The sequence below is a fragment of the Rhodoferax sp. ZS1R8 genome, assembly GCF_056521325.1.
The window spans coordinates 980,134-995,104 of record NZ_JBWMBA010000002.1 but is presented as its reverse complement, the minus strand read 5'-3'; the positions used below and the strand labels follow the sequence as shown (position 1 = coordinate 995,104).

17 protein-coding genes and 1 pseudogene are annotated in these 14,971 nt (G+C 61.9%); 7 read left to right on the top strand and 11 right to left on the bottom strand.

The genetic code is table 11. The annotated features are described in order from the left end of the window. The first annotated feature begins 56 nt into the window (after positions 1-56). The 3 genes from AC097P_RS10630 (at position 57) to AC097P_RS10620 (ending at position 2,067) form a co-directional block, all read left to right on the top strand. Positions 57-644: a PEP-CTERM sorting domain-containing protein gene (locus AC097P_RS10630; protein ID WP_479610362.1), complete on the top strand. Its 588-nt coding sequence runs from the start codon at positions 57-59 to the stop codon at positions 642-644. A gap of 112 nt (positions 645-756) precedes the next feature. Further along, a complete protein-coding gene (locus AC097P_RS10625) occupies positions 757-1,419 on the top strand; it encodes a glutathione S-transferase family protein (protein WP_479610361.1) in 663 nt (220 codons plus the stop codon). Positions 1,420-1,470: 51 nt separating this feature from the next. Next, positions 1,471-2,067, top strand: a complete 597-nt coding sequence (locus AC097P_RS10620) for a GNAT family N-acetyltransferase (protein WP_479610360.1) — start codon at positions 1,471-1,473, stop codon at positions 2,065-2,067. Positions 2,068-2,146: 79 nt separating this feature from the next. Here the strand turns inward: AC097P_RS10620 and AC097P_RS10615 are convergent. The 3 genes and pseudogenes from AC097P_RS10615 to AC097P_RS10605 form a co-directional block, all read right to left on the bottom strand. Continuing rightward, positions 2,147-4,528, bottom strand: a pseudogene (locus tag AC097P_RS10615) (TonB-dependent receptor). 16 nt (positions 4,529-4,544) lie between these two features. Beyond that, positions 4,545-5,042: a copper chaperone PCu(A)C gene (locus AC097P_RS10610; RefSeq protein WP_479610359.1), complete on the bottom strand. Its 498-nt coding sequence runs from the start codon at positions 5,040-5,042 to the stop codon at positions 4,545-4,547. A 137-nt stretch (positions 5,043-5,179) separates the two neighbouring features. Then, positions 5,180-5,539 (bottom strand): DUF2946 family protein, encoded by a 360-nt coding sequence (locus AC097P_RS10605; RefSeq protein ID WP_479610358.1) that lies wholly within the window; start codon positions 5,537-5,539, stop codon positions 5,180-5,182. A 333-nt stretch (positions 5,540-5,872) separates the two neighbouring features. On the opposite strand from AC097P_RS10605, the gene AC097P_RS10600 reads away from it, so the two are divergent. Next, complete coding sequence (locus AC097P_RS10600; protein ID WP_479610357.1) at positions 5,873-6,355, top strand: hypothetical protein; 483 nt, start codon at positions 5,873-5,875, stop codon at positions 6,353-6,355. A gap of 227 nt (positions 6,356-6,582) precedes the next feature. Here the strand turns inward: AC097P_RS10600 and AC097P_RS10595 are convergent, their stop codons facing one another. Continuing rightward, a complete protein-coding gene (locus tag AC097P_RS10595; RefSeq protein ID WP_479610356.1) occupies positions 6,583-6,957 on the bottom strand; it encodes a bleomycin resistance protein in 375 nt (124 codons plus the stop codon). Between the two features lie 223 nt (positions 6,958-7,180). Between AC097P_RS10595 and AC097P_RS10590 the strand changes: the two genes are divergently transcribed. Together AC097P_RS10590 and AC097P_RS10585 are read left to right on the top strand one after the other, a co-directional pair. Beyond that, on the top strand, positions 7,181-7,597 hold the full coding sequence (locus AC097P_RS10590; protein WP_479610355.1) for a DUF2177 family protein: 417 nt from the start codon (positions 7,181-7,183) through the stop codon (positions 7,595-7,597). A gap of 78 nt (positions 7,598-7,675) precedes the next feature. Next, positions 7,676-8,593, top strand: coding sequence for a YihY/virulence factor BrkB family protein (locus AC097P_RS10585; RefSeq protein ID WP_479610354.1), 918 nt, complete (start codon positions 7,676-7,678; stop codon positions 8,591-8,593). 24 nt (positions 8,594-8,617) lie between these two features. Here AC097P_RS10585 and AC097P_RS10580 read toward each other — a convergent pair whose 3' ends face one another. Further along, on the bottom strand, positions 8,618-8,968 hold the full coding sequence (locus AC097P_RS10580) for a YkvA family protein (protein ID WP_479610353.1): 351 nt from the start codon (positions 8,966-8,968) through the stop codon (positions 8,618-8,620). Between the two features lie 175 nt (positions 8,969-9,143). On the opposite strand from AC097P_RS10580, the gene AC097P_RS10575 reads away from it, so the two are divergent. Continuing rightward, positions 9,144-9,737, top strand: coding sequence for a hypothetical protein (locus AC097P_RS10575; protein ID WP_479610352.1), 594 nt, complete (start codon positions 9,144-9,146; stop codon positions 9,735-9,737). Positions 9,738-9,745: 8 nt separating this feature from the next. Here AC097P_RS10575 and AC097P_RS10570 read toward each other — a convergent pair whose 3' ends face one another. From AC097P_RS10570 to AC097P_RS10545, 6 genes are read right to left on the bottom strand one after another with little or no spacing between them, the layout of a single operon-like run. Further along, complete coding sequence (locus AC097P_RS10570) at positions 9,746-10,390, bottom strand: ABC transporter ATP-binding protein (protein WP_479610351.1); 645 nt, start codon at positions 10,388-10,390, stop codon at positions 9,746-9,748. Beyond that, on the bottom strand, positions 10,383-11,945 hold the full coding sequence (locus tag AC097P_RS10565; protein WP_479610350.1) for an ABC transporter permease: 1,563 nt from the start codon (positions 11,943-11,945) through the stop codon (positions 10,383-10,385). The genes AC097P_RS10570 and AC097P_RS10565 overlap by 8 nt, the downstream gene beginning before the upstream one ends. Before the next feature lie 6 nt (positions 11,946-11,951). After that, positions 11,952-13,004 carry a thiamine ABC transporter substrate-binding protein gene (locus tag AC097P_RS10560; RefSeq protein WP_479610349.1) on the bottom strand — a complete coding sequence of 351 codons (1,053 nt, stop codon included), beginning with the start codon at positions 13,002-13,004 and terminating at the stop codon, positions 11,952-11,954. Positions 13,005-13,034: 30 nt separating this feature from the next. Next, complete coding sequence (locus AC097P_RS10555) at positions 13,035-13,505, bottom strand: DUF2269 family protein (protein WP_479610348.1); 471 nt, start codon at positions 13,503-13,505, stop codon at positions 13,035-13,037. Then, positions 13,502-13,867 (bottom strand): DoxX-like family protein, encoded by a 366-nt coding sequence (locus AC097P_RS10550; RefSeq protein WP_479610347.1) that lies wholly within the window; start codon positions 13,865-13,867, stop codon positions 13,502-13,504. The genes AC097P_RS10555 and AC097P_RS10550 overlap by 4 nt, the downstream gene beginning before the upstream one ends. Then, positions 13,864-14,970: a saccharopine dehydrogenase family protein gene (locus AC097P_RS10545; RefSeq protein ID WP_479610346.1), complete on the bottom strand. Its 1,107-nt coding sequence runs from the start codon at positions 14,968-14,970 to the stop codon at positions 13,864-13,866. The genes AC097P_RS10550 and AC097P_RS10545 overlap by 4 nt, the downstream gene beginning before the upstream one ends. Position 14,971 lies beyond the last annotated feature (1 nt).

The window sequence follows — 14,971 nt, the reverse complement described above, 5'->3', positions numbered from 1 at the left end:
GCGGTGCAGCATTTGTCGGTCAACAATAAAAGCTCAACAACCCAACAAAGCTACCCATGAAAATCAAATCGCTTGTAGCCGCTGCAGTCACCGCAGTCGTGATGGCTTCTACGGCTAATGCCTCTTACATCACGTTTACCGACCGTGCCGCATGGGAATCAGCGGTTGGTGGCAGCTTTTCGTCAGAGAGCTTTAGTTCGGCCAGCCCCGCCGATTTCACCATCGAACAGGTCGGAAGCGGCCACTCCACCGGCATCGTCGGCGGTGTGTTCCATGACCGCACGGTGGCTGATACCAGCTACACCAATTACCACTTTGATTCGTTTATCAATGCTTTCGGCGCCAACTGGGACCTGCGTCCAGGTGGCCCAGGACAAGGTCTGCGCATGTTCATTGGGAACGAGCTGATCGCACCGCAAATTGCCAACACCTACAGAGGCGGTTTCTTCGGCGTAGTCTCCACCACCGCTTTTAGCCTGGTGTCCATACACAGTGGCAGCTTTGGCGGCTCTGCCGAAACACATGACGTGGACAACGTGGTGTTCGCATCCGCAGTTCCAGAGCCAGAATCCTACGCCATGATGCTGGCAGGTCTTGGCCTGATGGGTGCCGTAGCGCGCCGCCGCCGCGCCAAGCAGGCTTAATAGGACTGCGGTCCAAACCAAACAAAAAGGAGCTTCGGCTCCTTTTTTTTGCTCTAATTTACCGTGTGGTGGATTTCACGATCCTTCCTATCCGCTAAGAGAGAGATAACACATGCCCCTGACGCTTTACTACCACCCCCTGGCATCCTTCTGCCACAAGGTTTTGATCGCGCTGTACGAGAACGACATCGCGTTTGAAGCGCGCGTCATTGACCTTGGTGCGCAGAAGGACCGTGCCGAGCTGGGCGCCCTTTGGCCATTTTGCAAATTCCCGGTGCTACACGACCACGCGACCCAGCGCACGGTACCGGAATCGTCCATCATCATCGAGTATCTGGACCGGTACGCGGCAGTCAGGCAGCCACTCATCCCCGGTGATTTCGACGACGCCCTGCAGGTTCGCCAGTGGGACCGGATTTTTGACAACCATGTGCATGCTCCGATGCAGGACATCGTGCTCGACCGTATTCGCAGCACAAACGGTGACACGAGTGCCTCGCGTGCCACGATCCAGACCGCCTATGGCCTGATCGACAAACAGCTGGCAACGCAGCCCTGGGCGGCCGGCCCGGCCTTCAGCATGGCCGACTGTGCCGCCGCCCCCGCCCTCTTCTATGCGCACACGCTGGAGGCTTTGCCGCAGCAGCACGTGCATTTGCGTGCTTATTTTGACAAACTGATGGATAGGCCATCGGTACAGCGTGTGCTCGCAGAAGCCAAACCTTTCTTTGCGATGTACCCGTTTTACAGCGCCATTCCTGCACGATTTCTGTAGCGCGCAGGCCACCAACCCATGCTAAGCACCTAACACCAACAAGGCTCCACCATGGCATTTGTAGAACCCATCACGCTGGCCGAACGCGGCATCCACCTGGAGCCGCTGGGCCTGCAGCACGAGGCCGGCCTGCAAGCTGCGGCCAGCGATGGTGAACTATGGAACATTCGCATCACGTCCGTGCCCGAGCCGCACAATGTGCGCGCGTACATTGAGACGGCACTGGCAGCGCGCGAGGCCGGCAACCGCTTTGCCTTCGCCGTGGTGGACGACGCCACGGGCAAGGTGCTGGGCAGCACCAGCTACCACGACATCGTGCCGGCCATCAAACGTGTAGAGGTCGGCTGGACCTGGTACGGCAAAAGCAGCCAACGCACCCACGTCAACACCACCTGCAAGCTGCTGATGTTGACCCATGCGTTTGAGATGCTTGGCTGCCACGTGGTCGGCTGGCGCACGGACAACTTCAACTTTGCATCCCAGGCCGCGATTGAACGGCTGGGCGCCAAGAAAGACGGCGTGATCCGCGGCCACGCCATCCGCCGCGACGGCACGATACGCGACACCGTGATGTACAGCATGCGCAGTGGCGAGTGGCCGGAGGCCAAGGCGCAGCTGCTGTACCTGCGGGATAAAAAACGCGACTAGAACAACGCCCCCACGCTTCGCCGCTGCGCGGGTCGCTGCCCCCCTCAAGGGGTGTAATCGCCTTGGGGCGGCCCGGCGGCTACAGATCGAACTTCACCTCTGCCACGTAGCTGCGCTGCGTGTACGGGTGGAAGTTCCAGTACTGGTCGTTGTTGAGGTTGTCGATACCCAACGACGCACTCCAGTTCTTGCCCGGCTTGTAACGCACGCGCACATCGGCGGTGAAGAATTCGCTGACACCTTGGTAGGTATAGCCGTTCACGTCCGCGTTGTTGAGCGTACGGAACTGTGGGCCGCTGTAGCGTGCGCCCAGGCTGGCGCTCCAGTGGTCGTCCAGCCTGTAGCTCAGCAAGGCGGAAGCGCGCCATGCCGGTATATTGGGCTGGCGTTTGCCTAAGGTGTCGCCCGGTACCGCCACAAAGCCATCATTGGCCTTTATCGTGGAGTCGGTGTAGGTGATGCTGGCGTTCGGGTCCAGGCCCTGCGCGGCCACGTTCTCTCCGTTGAACGACAACTCCAGCCCTTGGGTCTGGATGTGGCCCACGTTTTGCACGCGGCTGATGTTTTTATTCGCTACCGCGTCAAACGTGGTTTGCGAATACAGCGCGTCCTGTGTGTCTTCGGCATAGTAGGTCAGCCGCAGGCTGGCATGGCCGTAGTCCTTCTCGGCACTCAGCTCCGACGTCCACGATTTCTCGGGCTTCAGACGCGGGTCGTTGATGTACTGGGAGTTGGTGCTACTGGTGGCGCCATACAACTCCGTCACCGTGGGGAAGCGCACGGCACGGCCCAGCGAGCCCTTCAACACCAAGCCGGGGGCGGCTTGGTACGACAGGGCCGCCTTGGGTGATGCAAAGCTTTCATCGCGCCCGGTGTAGCGCGTGTTCGCGGCATTGCCGACGCCAAACGTTGTGAAGCCGTCCGCTGCCGTCCAGTTCTCCAGCCGCACGCCCAGCACCGTTTTCCACAGCGGGGCAAAGGCCCAACTGTCTTGCGCATACAGCGCGCGCGTGGTTGCGTTGCCGCCCACCTCGTTGACGACGGAACCCGGTGCATCGGAGAGCCAGTTGCCGCTGATGTTGGACGTGACGGTGCGCAAGCTGTAGCGGTCCTGCTGCAGGCCAAAGTCCACCACGTGGGGGCCCCGCGCGCCTCCAGGGCGTGCCTCCGATGCGCTGCCGTCGGGCCGCCAGATACCCTTTAGCGCCAGCGCGTTCCACCCCGTGCCGCCCGCGTCGGCCATGGAGCCAGCACCGCCGAACTGCGCGGCGGGCAGGAAGTTGTTGACGCCATTGCGGCGGTTGGTGTCGCTGCCATAACCGTATTGGCTGGCCGCCAGTTCCCAGTCAATCACGCCCTGGCTATGGCTCTTGACCGACAGGCCGTGCATGCTGTGCGTGATGTCTTCATTCGTCAAGGGAAAATCTCCGCCGGTCAGAGCATTGGCGCTGGTGAAGGCCAAGCCGCCAATGTTGATGGCACCGCTGTAAACGGACTGACCATTGGCATCACGCAGATAGCTCGTCGGCCGGCCTTCGGACGTGTTCTTCCACAACCCATAGGTGTAACTCGCGCGCAGGCTGGGCGTGATGTCGTAGGCGAGCTTGACTTTGGCATGGTCCTGCACCGTGTTGTATTCGGTACCACTGCCCAAGTAGTACCAGGGCTAATTGGCGTTATTGGCATCCAGCAAGGCCCCGGCTACGGCCGTGCCAGCGGCACCCGCTACGCCCGCGCTCTTGAAGCGCGTGGGAAAGGTCTGCGGCTGGCCGTGGCTGTTGGTGTGGTGCAGGTTGACGAACCAGGACCAGTCCCCCTCCTTGCTCCCCATGGACGCGCTGCTCTGCCAGGCCTTGTAGGTCCCATGCGTGCTGTACAAATCGAATGGCTGCAACACGTAGCCCGCCTTTACATGCGCCTCCAGCTTGCGCGGCCTGCGTGTCACAAAGTCCACGACCGCCCCCACCGAGTTACCAGGGTAAGCCGCAGAAAACGGGCCGTACATCACATCGACCCGGGCAATCTCCTCAGGCGATACAAGGCCCCAGCGCGGAGCATATGCGGCACCGTTGCCCAGGTAGTTGCTGAGCAAAATTCCATCGGCATACACCGCCAAGCGCGCGCTGTTGCCAGTGCCCGATGCGCGGCTGGACAGCACGGCATGGTTGTAATCGGCTATGTAGCGCTTGCGCACCATCAGGCTAGGCAGGTAGCGCAACGCATCTTCGCTGTCGGTGGCGTTGATGGACTGCTCGATCTGCTCTTTGCTGATACCTTCAATCGTTGTGGATATCTGCGTGGGCAGCGATGTGGGCTGGCCGCCATGGGTGCTGATGGTGACCACGCCCAGGCTCTTGGTGGGTTTCGTCTCGTCATCGTGCGTTGCGTGGGCCACAGTGTGGGTCAGCAGGGTTGTGCAGGCCAATGCAGCGGCCAGCACCGTCAGGGGGTGCTTCTTCATGAGCGGACTCCCGGGCTTAGTGTTTGTGGTCGGCGTGACCGGCCGCAGCGGCATCCGCAGGCGCGGTGGTGGAAACCGGCACCATGATGGCCAGCTTGCTCTCTGCACCCTTGGCATCCTTGAACACCAGCGTCAGCGGAATGGTCGTGCCCTTATGCAGCGGCAGCTTCAGGTCCATCAGCATCACGTGGTAGCCACCGGGCGTGAATGACACGGCCTTGCCAGCGGGCAAGTCCAGGCCATTGAACAGGGCGCGCATTTTCATGACATCGCCGTCCATCTTCATCTCATGCACTTCGGCCACACCCGCTACTGAGGAGCTGATGCCTACTAGCTGAACGTTGTTTTTGGCGGTGAGGGTCATAAAGGCGGCGCTCGCCTTTTGGCCTTGAACGGTAGCGCGAGCCCATGAGCCCTTGACGTCTACAACCGCCTGCGCAAACGCAGCGGTGGACAGCAGGGACAGGACAAGGGCAGAAACCCGGGTTGCTGGGGTGAAACGTTGCAATGTCATAGTGATTCCGAATTTTGGGTTGTGGCCGACATGGCCTGTATGTCTTGCCGGTCGTGGCAGCAGCGAGCGACGCTACTGATGCCAACAGCAACTGATGAACGACGGCTTACCGGCCCCAAGGGCCGGCGGCAAACGTATCAGGCAGACGCGGGCGGACCGCGGGGCGGAAACGGCGCAGCGGTTCGGCGGACGTGCGGCTTGCTTTCAGTAAGATGCAGTGCGTACGTCAACCCCATCGGGGCCAGCACCTGCAAAGAAACTTGGGGAGGGGGCGCGCCTACCGCGGCGCACAAAGGGCAATCCAGTGTGCTGGCCTGCGGGCCGGTGGCGCCGTCATCACCCTGGTCAAACTGCACGGCAACCACACCGGCCGCCGAACACACCAGCTGCATGCTCTTGGGCTGTACCAGCGGAGATGCGATCGCCACACCTATGGACAACGCAAACCACACCAGCACGAAGCGGGCTAAGCGGTGGGCATTGCGCAAGGTTTGCATTGGCCGCATTATCGCAGCAGGCAAGCACCCGCTCAGGGGATCACCCCACGCACACAAGGTTTGCCCGTGTACTACTGATCAACGGTATGCCGGGCCTGAGGGCAAGCCCGGGGCTAGCGCAAGACCAGGCCCACGCCGTTTCGTCCTTCCACAATCTCGCTAAACCCTTGAGCCAACAGGGCTTGGGTGCAGCGCAGCATGGAAATAAGCAAAAAATTGACTAGAGTTGCAGCAGAATGATTTGAAAGATCACCACAGTTGGTACGGCAAGCGTCATACAAGAACGCGGGTTCCCCCCACTAACTTTCCGCCCAGAGCAGAGAGGCACTCACCATGCTATTTGCTGACGAAGAAGACTCCAGACTTACTGTGTCGCCCGACTGGCGCCCGCGCAACACGTGGTGCGTGCTGATGGTCGACGACGACGCAGAAGTTCACACCGTAACCCGCCTGGCACTACGCGGCTACGAATTCCAGGGCCGCACGCTTGAATTCATCAGCGCCTTCTCCGGCGAAGAAGGTCGACAGATTTTTGAAGAGCGCGAAGACATCGCCGTCGCCATCGTAGACGTGGTCATGGAGCGCGCCCAGGCCGGCCTGGAACTGGTCGACCATGTGCGACACACGATGAACAACTACCGTACCCGCATAGTAGTGCGCACCGGGCAACCCGGGTTGATCGCCGACCACCAAAGCTGCATAGACCAGTACGAAATTGACGACTACCGCGAAAAAACCGAACTAACGATTCAGAAGCTGAGGGCGTTGTTGGATAGCCATCTGGGGGCGTACCAGGCATTAGGGCAGGTGCAATAGCAAAATACAAGTCCGGCCATGCGAGAGCTGGGCGCCTCCAGAAGTGCTACATATTTGGTAGCGGCTTTCGCACATCCCGCGGGGGCTGCAGGCCAGATGACCTAAAAATTCTCGCGACTTTTGCTTTGGGGCTCTTGTTCATTGCCCCGCTTCATATCCGTCTCCAAAAAATCTTCCTATTGCGGACGGGGCCCCGGCTGGGTTGAGCACGGTTAAGCACAAATGTATTAAGCCTGAAATGGGGGCTCTACGTGGGAGGCAAAGCGCAAGCGGTTCCCGTCGGGATCGGTCAGCAGAAACTCTTGCGTGCCCCAAGGGGTCTTTGCCAGTGCATGGGTGGGAACGACACCCTTCTGCCCAAACTCGGACAAGCAGTGTTCAGCGTCAGGGACGATGAAATACACGGCACCACCGACCTCGCAGTCGCCCGTGTGCTCAGTCAGGAAAATCGTTTGGCCTTGTCGTGTCAGTTGTGCAAAGAGCGGATAGTTGGGGCCGAAGCGGTGTTCCCAGTCCATGTTGAACCCAAGACTGTTGATGTAGAAGGCAAGACTCCGTTCAGCGTTCGTGATGCGCAGTTGCGGAATGACGGTTTGCGACACAGCTTGTCTCCCTCACACTTCAGTTGTTTCAGTTGATTCTAGGCCCCACTCGGCCCCGCTTCCGCCATTACCGGCCCGTACACGCGACCCCACCACCATAAGTCCCTGCCGGGTGAACGGAGTTAGGCGGGGCGCGCATGGGGACTCTTGTGGCTGCGTGTGAGAAAGATGCGGTTGTATCAGAATGGCCCAACAACAAGACGACACAACAGGATCACAACAGATGAACACCACCAAATACTTCGCCGCCTACGCCGGCGCCTTTGTCGTGATGGCGGCACTGGACGCGCTGTGGCTGGGGCTGATCGCCAAGCCACTGTATCAGCAGGGCATCGGCCACCTGATGACCGACAAACCCAATATCCCCGTCGCTGCGCTGTTCTATCTGATGTACCCAGTGGGCCTGGTCATCTTTGCCGTCACGCCGCAAACGGGCGGCTCGGGCTGGGTCACGACACTCACTATGGCTGCGCTGTTTGGCTTCTTCGCCTACGCCACCTATGACCTGACCAACTTGGCCACACTGCGAGACTGGCCGCTGAGCCTGTCGCTGATCGACGTGGTCTGGGGCGCATTCGTCAGCGCGGCGGCGGCATCGGGCGGCAAGGCAGCGCTGGACTGGGCGACTAGCCGGGCTTGACAACACTAACCGTGTTGATGGCTGCTGTGTGCGCAGCAGCACGGAAACCACGGAGCAGGACGCCGATGATGCGCACGCATGAATAAAAAGAAAGTTCTGGCAATGTTTCGGCAGATGTTTGCGGCATGGTCGGACGACTATGTGCCCAGCATGGGAGCGGCGTTGGCCTACTACACCATGTTCTCGCTGGCGCCGCTGCTGCTGATCGTCATTGCGATCGCCGGGCTGGTGTTCGGCCAAGACGCAGCCCGCGGCGAAATAGAGGGGCAACTGCGCTCCCTGATGGGTGAAGGCAGCGCGATGGCCGTGCAGGATCTGCTCACGAGTGTGCGCAAACCGGAAGCGGGGATTGCGGCCACGGCAATAGGTGTGGGCTTATTGCTATTGGGCGCGACAACGGTGTTTGGTGAGTTGCAGGACAGCATGAACCGCATTTGGAAAGTGCCGGTGCCCAGCAAGCTGGGTGGCTGGATCAAGCTGATCCGCTCGCGGCTGCTCTCGTTTGGGATGATCATGGCGCTGGGCTTTTTGTTGGTGGTGTCATTAGTGCTCAGCGCCGCATTAGAGGTGGCCGGGCGATGGTGGGGACCTGCGTTCGGCGAATGGCAGCTGCTGGCGTCGATGTTCAATATGGTCAGCAGTTTTGTGGTGGTGGCCACCATGTTTGCGTTCATCTACAAAATCATGCCTGACGTGCATGTGCGATGGAGCGATGTGTGGGTGGGCGCGGTTGTAACCGCCCTGCTCTTCACCTTTGGCAAATACCTGATCGGGCTCTACATCGGCCACAGCGACGTGATGTCGGGCTTTGGCGCGGCAGGCTCGCTGGTGGTGGTGATGCTGTGGGTGTACTACTCGGCGCAAATTTTCTTGATGGGTGCCGAGTTCACGTGGATCTATGCCAATTCCTTTGGCTCACGCACTTTGAAGGAAGGCACTTCGCCAGCGGGGCTGGCTGACAGAGAAACTCCTCAGCAGTCGCTACAAAATCAGTAGCGCCTTACGCTATCCAGACGAGGGCTAGCGGCCGATAACACCTACAAACCAGCGTGCAAAAAGCCCCACCGCCAAAAGCCAAAGCAACACGAACAGGGCCGCGGTTGCATAGCTTACGGGTTTGCTGGCAGTTTGCAGCGCCTGGGCCCGTGCGGACACCAGCACCTCTGGCGGCGTGAGCCGCACCACCAGTGCCAAACCGAGCGGCACGATAAGCAGATCGTCCAGATAACCTATAACCGGTATGAAATCGGGAATAAGGTCGATCGGGCTGAGCGCGTAGGCCGCCACCATCAAGGCCAGCACCCGCACGAGCAAGGGGGTGCGAGGATCACGCGCAGCGAAATACACCGTCAGTGTGTGCTGTTTCAGCAATTTTGCTTGCGCTTTTAGTCTGGCCAACATAGTACCCAACTATAGTCGGCGCACTGGCTAAGACAATGTTGAACCGCTAATTCAGGAAAGACGTGTGCGTTACCGTACGACAAGACTGCTCCCATGCGCCTGCGCGGTGTTGACCGCGCTACTGGTCTCTTTCGCCGGCCCCGCTATGGGCGGCAGACCATTGTTCGTCGATGATGCCGGCATCAACGATGTGGGCGCGGCACATGTGGAGACGTGGTTGGCTCAGCAGGCGGGGAGCGCACCCGTGCTGACGGTAGCCCCAGCCTATGGCCTGGCCAACGGAGTCGAGGTTGGCCTAGCACTGGCGCGTGACGCAAGCCGTGCTACTGCGTACACCTCCGTGCAGATCAAAATGCTGTTGACACCGTCACGTCAAGTCGGTTGCAATTTCGGGACCACACTGGGGGCGACGCAATTTAGCAACACCGACACCGGCAACCGGACAACGCCCTTTGTCAATGGCATTGTGAGTTGCAACGCTGATTTGATGTCCGTGCATATGAATGCAGGCGCAACGCGCCCGGCCGATGGTCCGCCACTTGCCACGTGGGGGCTTGCAATAGAGCGGGCGTTTGGTGCGTGGACAGTGCACCTGGAGTCTTTTGGGCAAGAGCAAAGCAGCTCCACGACCCAGGTCGGGTTACGTAAAGATGTCACAGAGGGAATTCAACTCGACGCCACGGTGGGGCGTGTAGAGAGCGACACGCTATTGAGCCTGGGGATGAAATTTCGGTTTTGAGGCCCCCCTCACCAAATCGCCTCCAACCCCCTTTGCACCACCCTGTAACCGCGCGTACCCAATGCCCGTGCCTCGGCCTCGTCGTGGGTGACAAGAAGCGTGGCCATATTGAACTCCCCAATGCGTTGGCGGAATTCTTCGCGCAGTTGTAGCCGCATCTCGGCATCCAGCGCGGAGAACGGTTCGTCCAGCAATAGCACGCGCGGTCGGGTGATCAGCGCGCGGGCCAGCGCCACGCGCTGCTGCTCGCCACCCGATAGCTGCGTCACGCGGGCGCGGGCAAAGTCCTGCAGGCCAAAGCGCTGCAGCATGGCGCAGGCCTGTGTGCGGGCGTCCAGCTTGCGTACGCCCTGCTCCACCAGGCCAAAGGCGACGTTGTCCTGCACGTCCAGGTGCGGGAACAGTGCAAAGTCTTGGAACATCAGCGCGAAGCGGCGGCGCTCGGGCGGCTGGCGGGTGATGTCCTCGCCGTCACAGACGACGCGGCCTGCATCCAGCGGCTCAAGCCCGGCCACCATTTTCAGTAATGTGCTTTTGCCGCTGCCAGACGGGCCGAGTATGGCAACCGTCTCGCCCGGTGCAACGGTCAGGCTCACATCGCGCAGCAGCACGCGGGCCTGCCAGTCTTTGGAAATCGTGTGCAACTCAAGCATGGAGCAAAACATCCTGGTTATGGGGTGGCGCTGCCCACTCGATCAACACAAAGGCCAGCAGCGCCAGCGCCATCAGCAGGCAGGAAAGCACCATCGCCGCGTCGCGGTTGGTGGCGCCGGGGCGGCCCAGGTATTCGTACACCAGCGTCGTCAGCGTGGCCCATTCGGGGCGCGACAAAAACAGCGTGACGGCAAACTCGCCGACGGCGGTAGCGGCCGCGAACGCCATGCCGCGGCGCAGCGCGGGGCGTAAGAGCGGCAGCGTCACGCGGCGGAACACATGCCTGGGTGTAGCGCCCAGGGTGCGTGCGGCCTGTGCCAGGTGCTCCGGCATGCTGTCCAACCCTGCTGCGATGGACTTGGCAACAAATGGGTAGGCCAGCAAGGCATAGGCGCAGACCAACAGGCTGAAGCTGGCAGTCCACGTGGGATAGAGCAGCAGCAGACCAAATGCCACCATGACCGGCGACACAACAAAGGGCAAAAACACCAGCGTGCGCAACAGCAGGGATCTGCGTGCCGCCAGCGCATGTGCCAGCCCCAACGCGGTGGCCAGCGCCACGGCCAGCACGGTGAAGCGCAGACTGTTCCACAGCGCGGCCAGCGTCGCGCCGTCCCACAGCACGCCCCAGGCCGACGCGCCCGCTGCCAGCACGCGCCAGATGATGGCCAGCAAGGGCGCGGCACAGAGCACAGTTAGCACACCCACGGCCGCGGCCAGACTCATCCATTGCGCGACGCCGCGCGGCCGTCTGCGCACGATGGCGTCCGCGCGCACGGGTGATGCCAAGCGCCGCTCGATCAACGCGTAGACCAGCGCAACGGTGCTGGTCAGCATCACCATCCACAGTGCCAGTGACGCGGCCTGCGCCAATTGCAGCTCGTGGGCGACCAGTGTGTAGATTTCGACTTCCACCGTCGCGTATTCCTGTCCGCCCAACACCAGCGCCAGTCCGAACCCGCAGGCGCAGTACAAGAACACCAGGCACATGGCGGACGCCAGCCAAGGCGCAATGGCCGGCCATTCGATGCGCAAAAACACTCGCCACGGCGTGGCACCCAACGTGCGCGCCGCCGCTACGCGGGATGCGCTGACATTGCCCAGCGCCTCGGTCGCCGCGCGCACCACCAGACACAGGTTGAAGAACAGATTGCCGTAGATCAGCAGCCAGGGGCCACCCTGCAGGTCCGGCCCGCCCCACTCATGCAGCAGGCCTTGCGGCCCCAGCAGCGCCAGCACGCCCATGGCCGCGACCAGCGTGGGCACGACAAACGGCAGCATCAGCGCGCGCAGCACCAGCGTGCGGCCGACGAAATCAAACCGGGCCAGCACCCAGGCCACCGGCAGGCCCAAGCCCAGGGCGGCCACGCAGCACACCGCCGCCTGCAAAAAAGACCAACCCAGCCGCCAGCGCAGATATGCATCCTGCAGCGGCAACCACAGCGAGACCTGTCCCCCTTCCAGCAGCAAACGCAGCGCAGGCGCCACCAGCACGACCAGCAGAAAGCCCAGTGGAAAAGCCGCCAGGGCCAGGCGCGGACGCAGACTTGCCATGCAGTTTTACTTCAACACAAGCTTGGTCCAGCGCTGCACCCACTGCGCGTTATTGTCGGCAACGGCCTGTGCGCTGGGGATGTCATGCCGGGTGGGCTCCACGGCATGGCGCAGGGCATCCACGCGTGGCACGGCGGTGTCGGCGGGGAACATCCACATCTCTGCCTGCAGACCCTGCTGCACGGCCGGTGAGCGCAAAAATTCGATGAACTGGACGGCAGCCGCCCGCTCCTTGCCGCCCTTGACCAAAGCCACGCCCTCGACCTGGCGGAACACGCCGCCGGTCAGAGACAGGCTGCCGGTAGGCGGCTCGGTCAGCTTGGTCTTGCTGTAGAACACCTCGGCAGCCGGGCTGCTGGCGTAACTCACCACCAGCGGACGCGCGCCGCCGCTGTGCGTGAAATCCGTGTAGTAAGCCTCGCTCCAGCCCTTGGCAACCTTGACGCCATTGGCCCGCATGCCGGCCCACCACGCGAAGGCTTTGTCTTCGCCCATCGCGCCAATCGTGGCCAGCAGGAATGCATTGCCTGGGCTGGATGTGGCCGGGTTTTGTACCACCAACAACTTGGCGTAGGCAGGCTGGGCCAAATCGTCCAGGGACCGGGGCAAGGCAAGGCCCTTCTTCGCAAACCAGGCCTTGTCGTAGTTCAGCGTGACGTAGCCATAGTCCACCGCCACCAGGCCTGCGGGCAGGCTGACGGTGTTCACGCCCGCGGAGGGCTTGGCGGATGGACCGTCGTAGGCATCCAGCACCTGCGCACCCAGCGCCTTGGCCGCCAGCACGTTGTCTATGCCAAACACCACATCGGCAATCGGGTTGGCGCGGGTCAGTATTAACTTGTTCAGCATTTCGCCGGCGTCCCCCGCCTTGGTGATGCGCAGCGTGACGCCCGCTTCCTTTTCAAACTGGGCGAGCAAAGGCTTGGGCAACGTGAAGGATGCGTGGGCCAGCACGCGCAACTCGGCAGCAGAGGTTTGGGTAGTACCCAGCGCCAAAAACAGGAGCGGTATCAGGCCCAGCTTGGCGATGGACATCAGGGATTCAAATCGGTACTTCATGGCATTCGGTTTCGGTGCAAGGCGTGGAGCTTACAGGTCTGGCTTGGCAACCATCAGGTAGAAGATGGCCAGCATGGCCGCGAATGCGGGGTAGCCCAGCCCTTCCCACCACCGGGCATATCGCCAGTAGACCGCAGGCAAGCCTTCGCCCTTTGCGTGCGCCGCTTGCGCCATGGCGGCCATGCGCACCTGCAACCACACCACGGGTATCCAGCAAACACCGGCCAGGCCATACAAAACCAGCGTCCACACAATCCACGGCGTGCTGAGCGGCAGACCCGCCAGGTGCACCATCCACAGGCCGGTGGCAGGCTGCAATACGATGACCGGTGTGGTGAACCACCAGTCCGCCCGTACCACCAGGCGCGACACCACAGCCTGCGCCGCGACCACGCCGCTGCGGTTGGTGAAAAACAGGTAAAACGCCGTGCCAAAGCCAGTGCCCACCAGCACCACGCTGGACAGGATGTGCAGCCATTTGACGATCAGGTAGGTGTTCATGCGGGCCTGCGTGCCAAAACCCACAGCACTGCGGCAACGGGTACGTTTTTACTCAGTGGCCCCAAGGGGTGCAGCCACAGTGCAGGGCTGAGCAGCGTGGCTACCAGCGTCATCATCACCATCGCCGCCAAGGCCAGCAGATAGGCAGGGCGCGAAGGCCGCAACCAGAGCCACAGGCCCAGCAGGGCATCCGACGTCGCACCAGCTAACACCAGCAGGTCTGCTACGGTCGGGTCCGAAACGCCACCCGCTGCCAGCAAGCTGCGGCTCTGGCCGTGCAGTTCCCACACGCTGACTGCGGCCGTCCACAGCCAGACAAAGACCAGGCTCAGGCGCAGCCAGGACCGCTCAGCGGGCATCATGCTTCTTCCACCACATCCGTGACCATGCCCCACTTCGCAAACTCCGGCGCAAAGTCAGCCAGCGCATGCAGGCTTACGCAGGGGAAGGCGCCGCTGGCCATCGGCTCGCCGCTGGCCAGACGCCGGGCGAGCAGGATGGCGGCCATGCAGGGGATTTCGGGGCCATGGTCGTTGTCGGCCGCGATATGCCATGCGCGCTTGACCGGTTTGCCGGCAACGTCCGCGCCCGCCACACGCAGCACCATGCCGCCCAGGCCTGAGCCCAGGGGGTCGAACAGCTTGGCGCTGGCATTCAATACGCCGGCCAACGCCGCAGGGTTTTTCAACCATCCCACGCGGCGCAACCAGGCCAGTACCGCAAACGCGCGCTGCGACAAGCCCACCTCCAGCGCGGCCCTGAAGTCCACGCGCTCACGTACGCGAAAGTGTGGGGGGAACAATTCCAGATCAGGGATGTCGCACAGCGCTGCCATCCGGGAGCGCAGTCGGTGGAACGCCACCCGCGCCGGGCTGGCCCAACCGATCTGCGTGTGCCACCGACCGCCCCGCCATACCGCAATGGGGCCACCGCAGTAGCTGAGCACTGCCCGCAGCGTGGCCACGCCGCGAGGTGCGGTCTGGGCCGGGGCAATACAGATGTCAATGCTGTCCAGGCGCTGCCACCCCGCGCACAGCGTATCGACGACAGCCGACGACAACGCAGGCACCGTGCTGGCACCAGTAATGGCGACGCGGCCCGCATCGTCAAACGCCCCATGCAAAGCGCGTGAAAAGTCACAGACAAAACGGCGGCCATCGGCCAAGTCTATATAGTGCACGCCTGCCCTTGCACAGGCTTGGGCAACGACGTAATCCTGCCCTTGAAACGGCCCTGCGGTATGGATCAACAAACCCACATCGTGGTCTTGCAGAGACTGCGCAAAGCCGGCGGCCAGCATATCCAAGGCCACGCCTTTGGCACCGCCGGGCAGCTTGGCTGCAAAGTCGGCTGCACGCGCGCCATCGCGCCCGGCCACCAGCAACTCGATGCGGTCGTCGCCCGCCAACGCGTGGCTGATGCGCGCACCAAAATTGCCGTAGCCTCCCAATACCATGACTTTCATC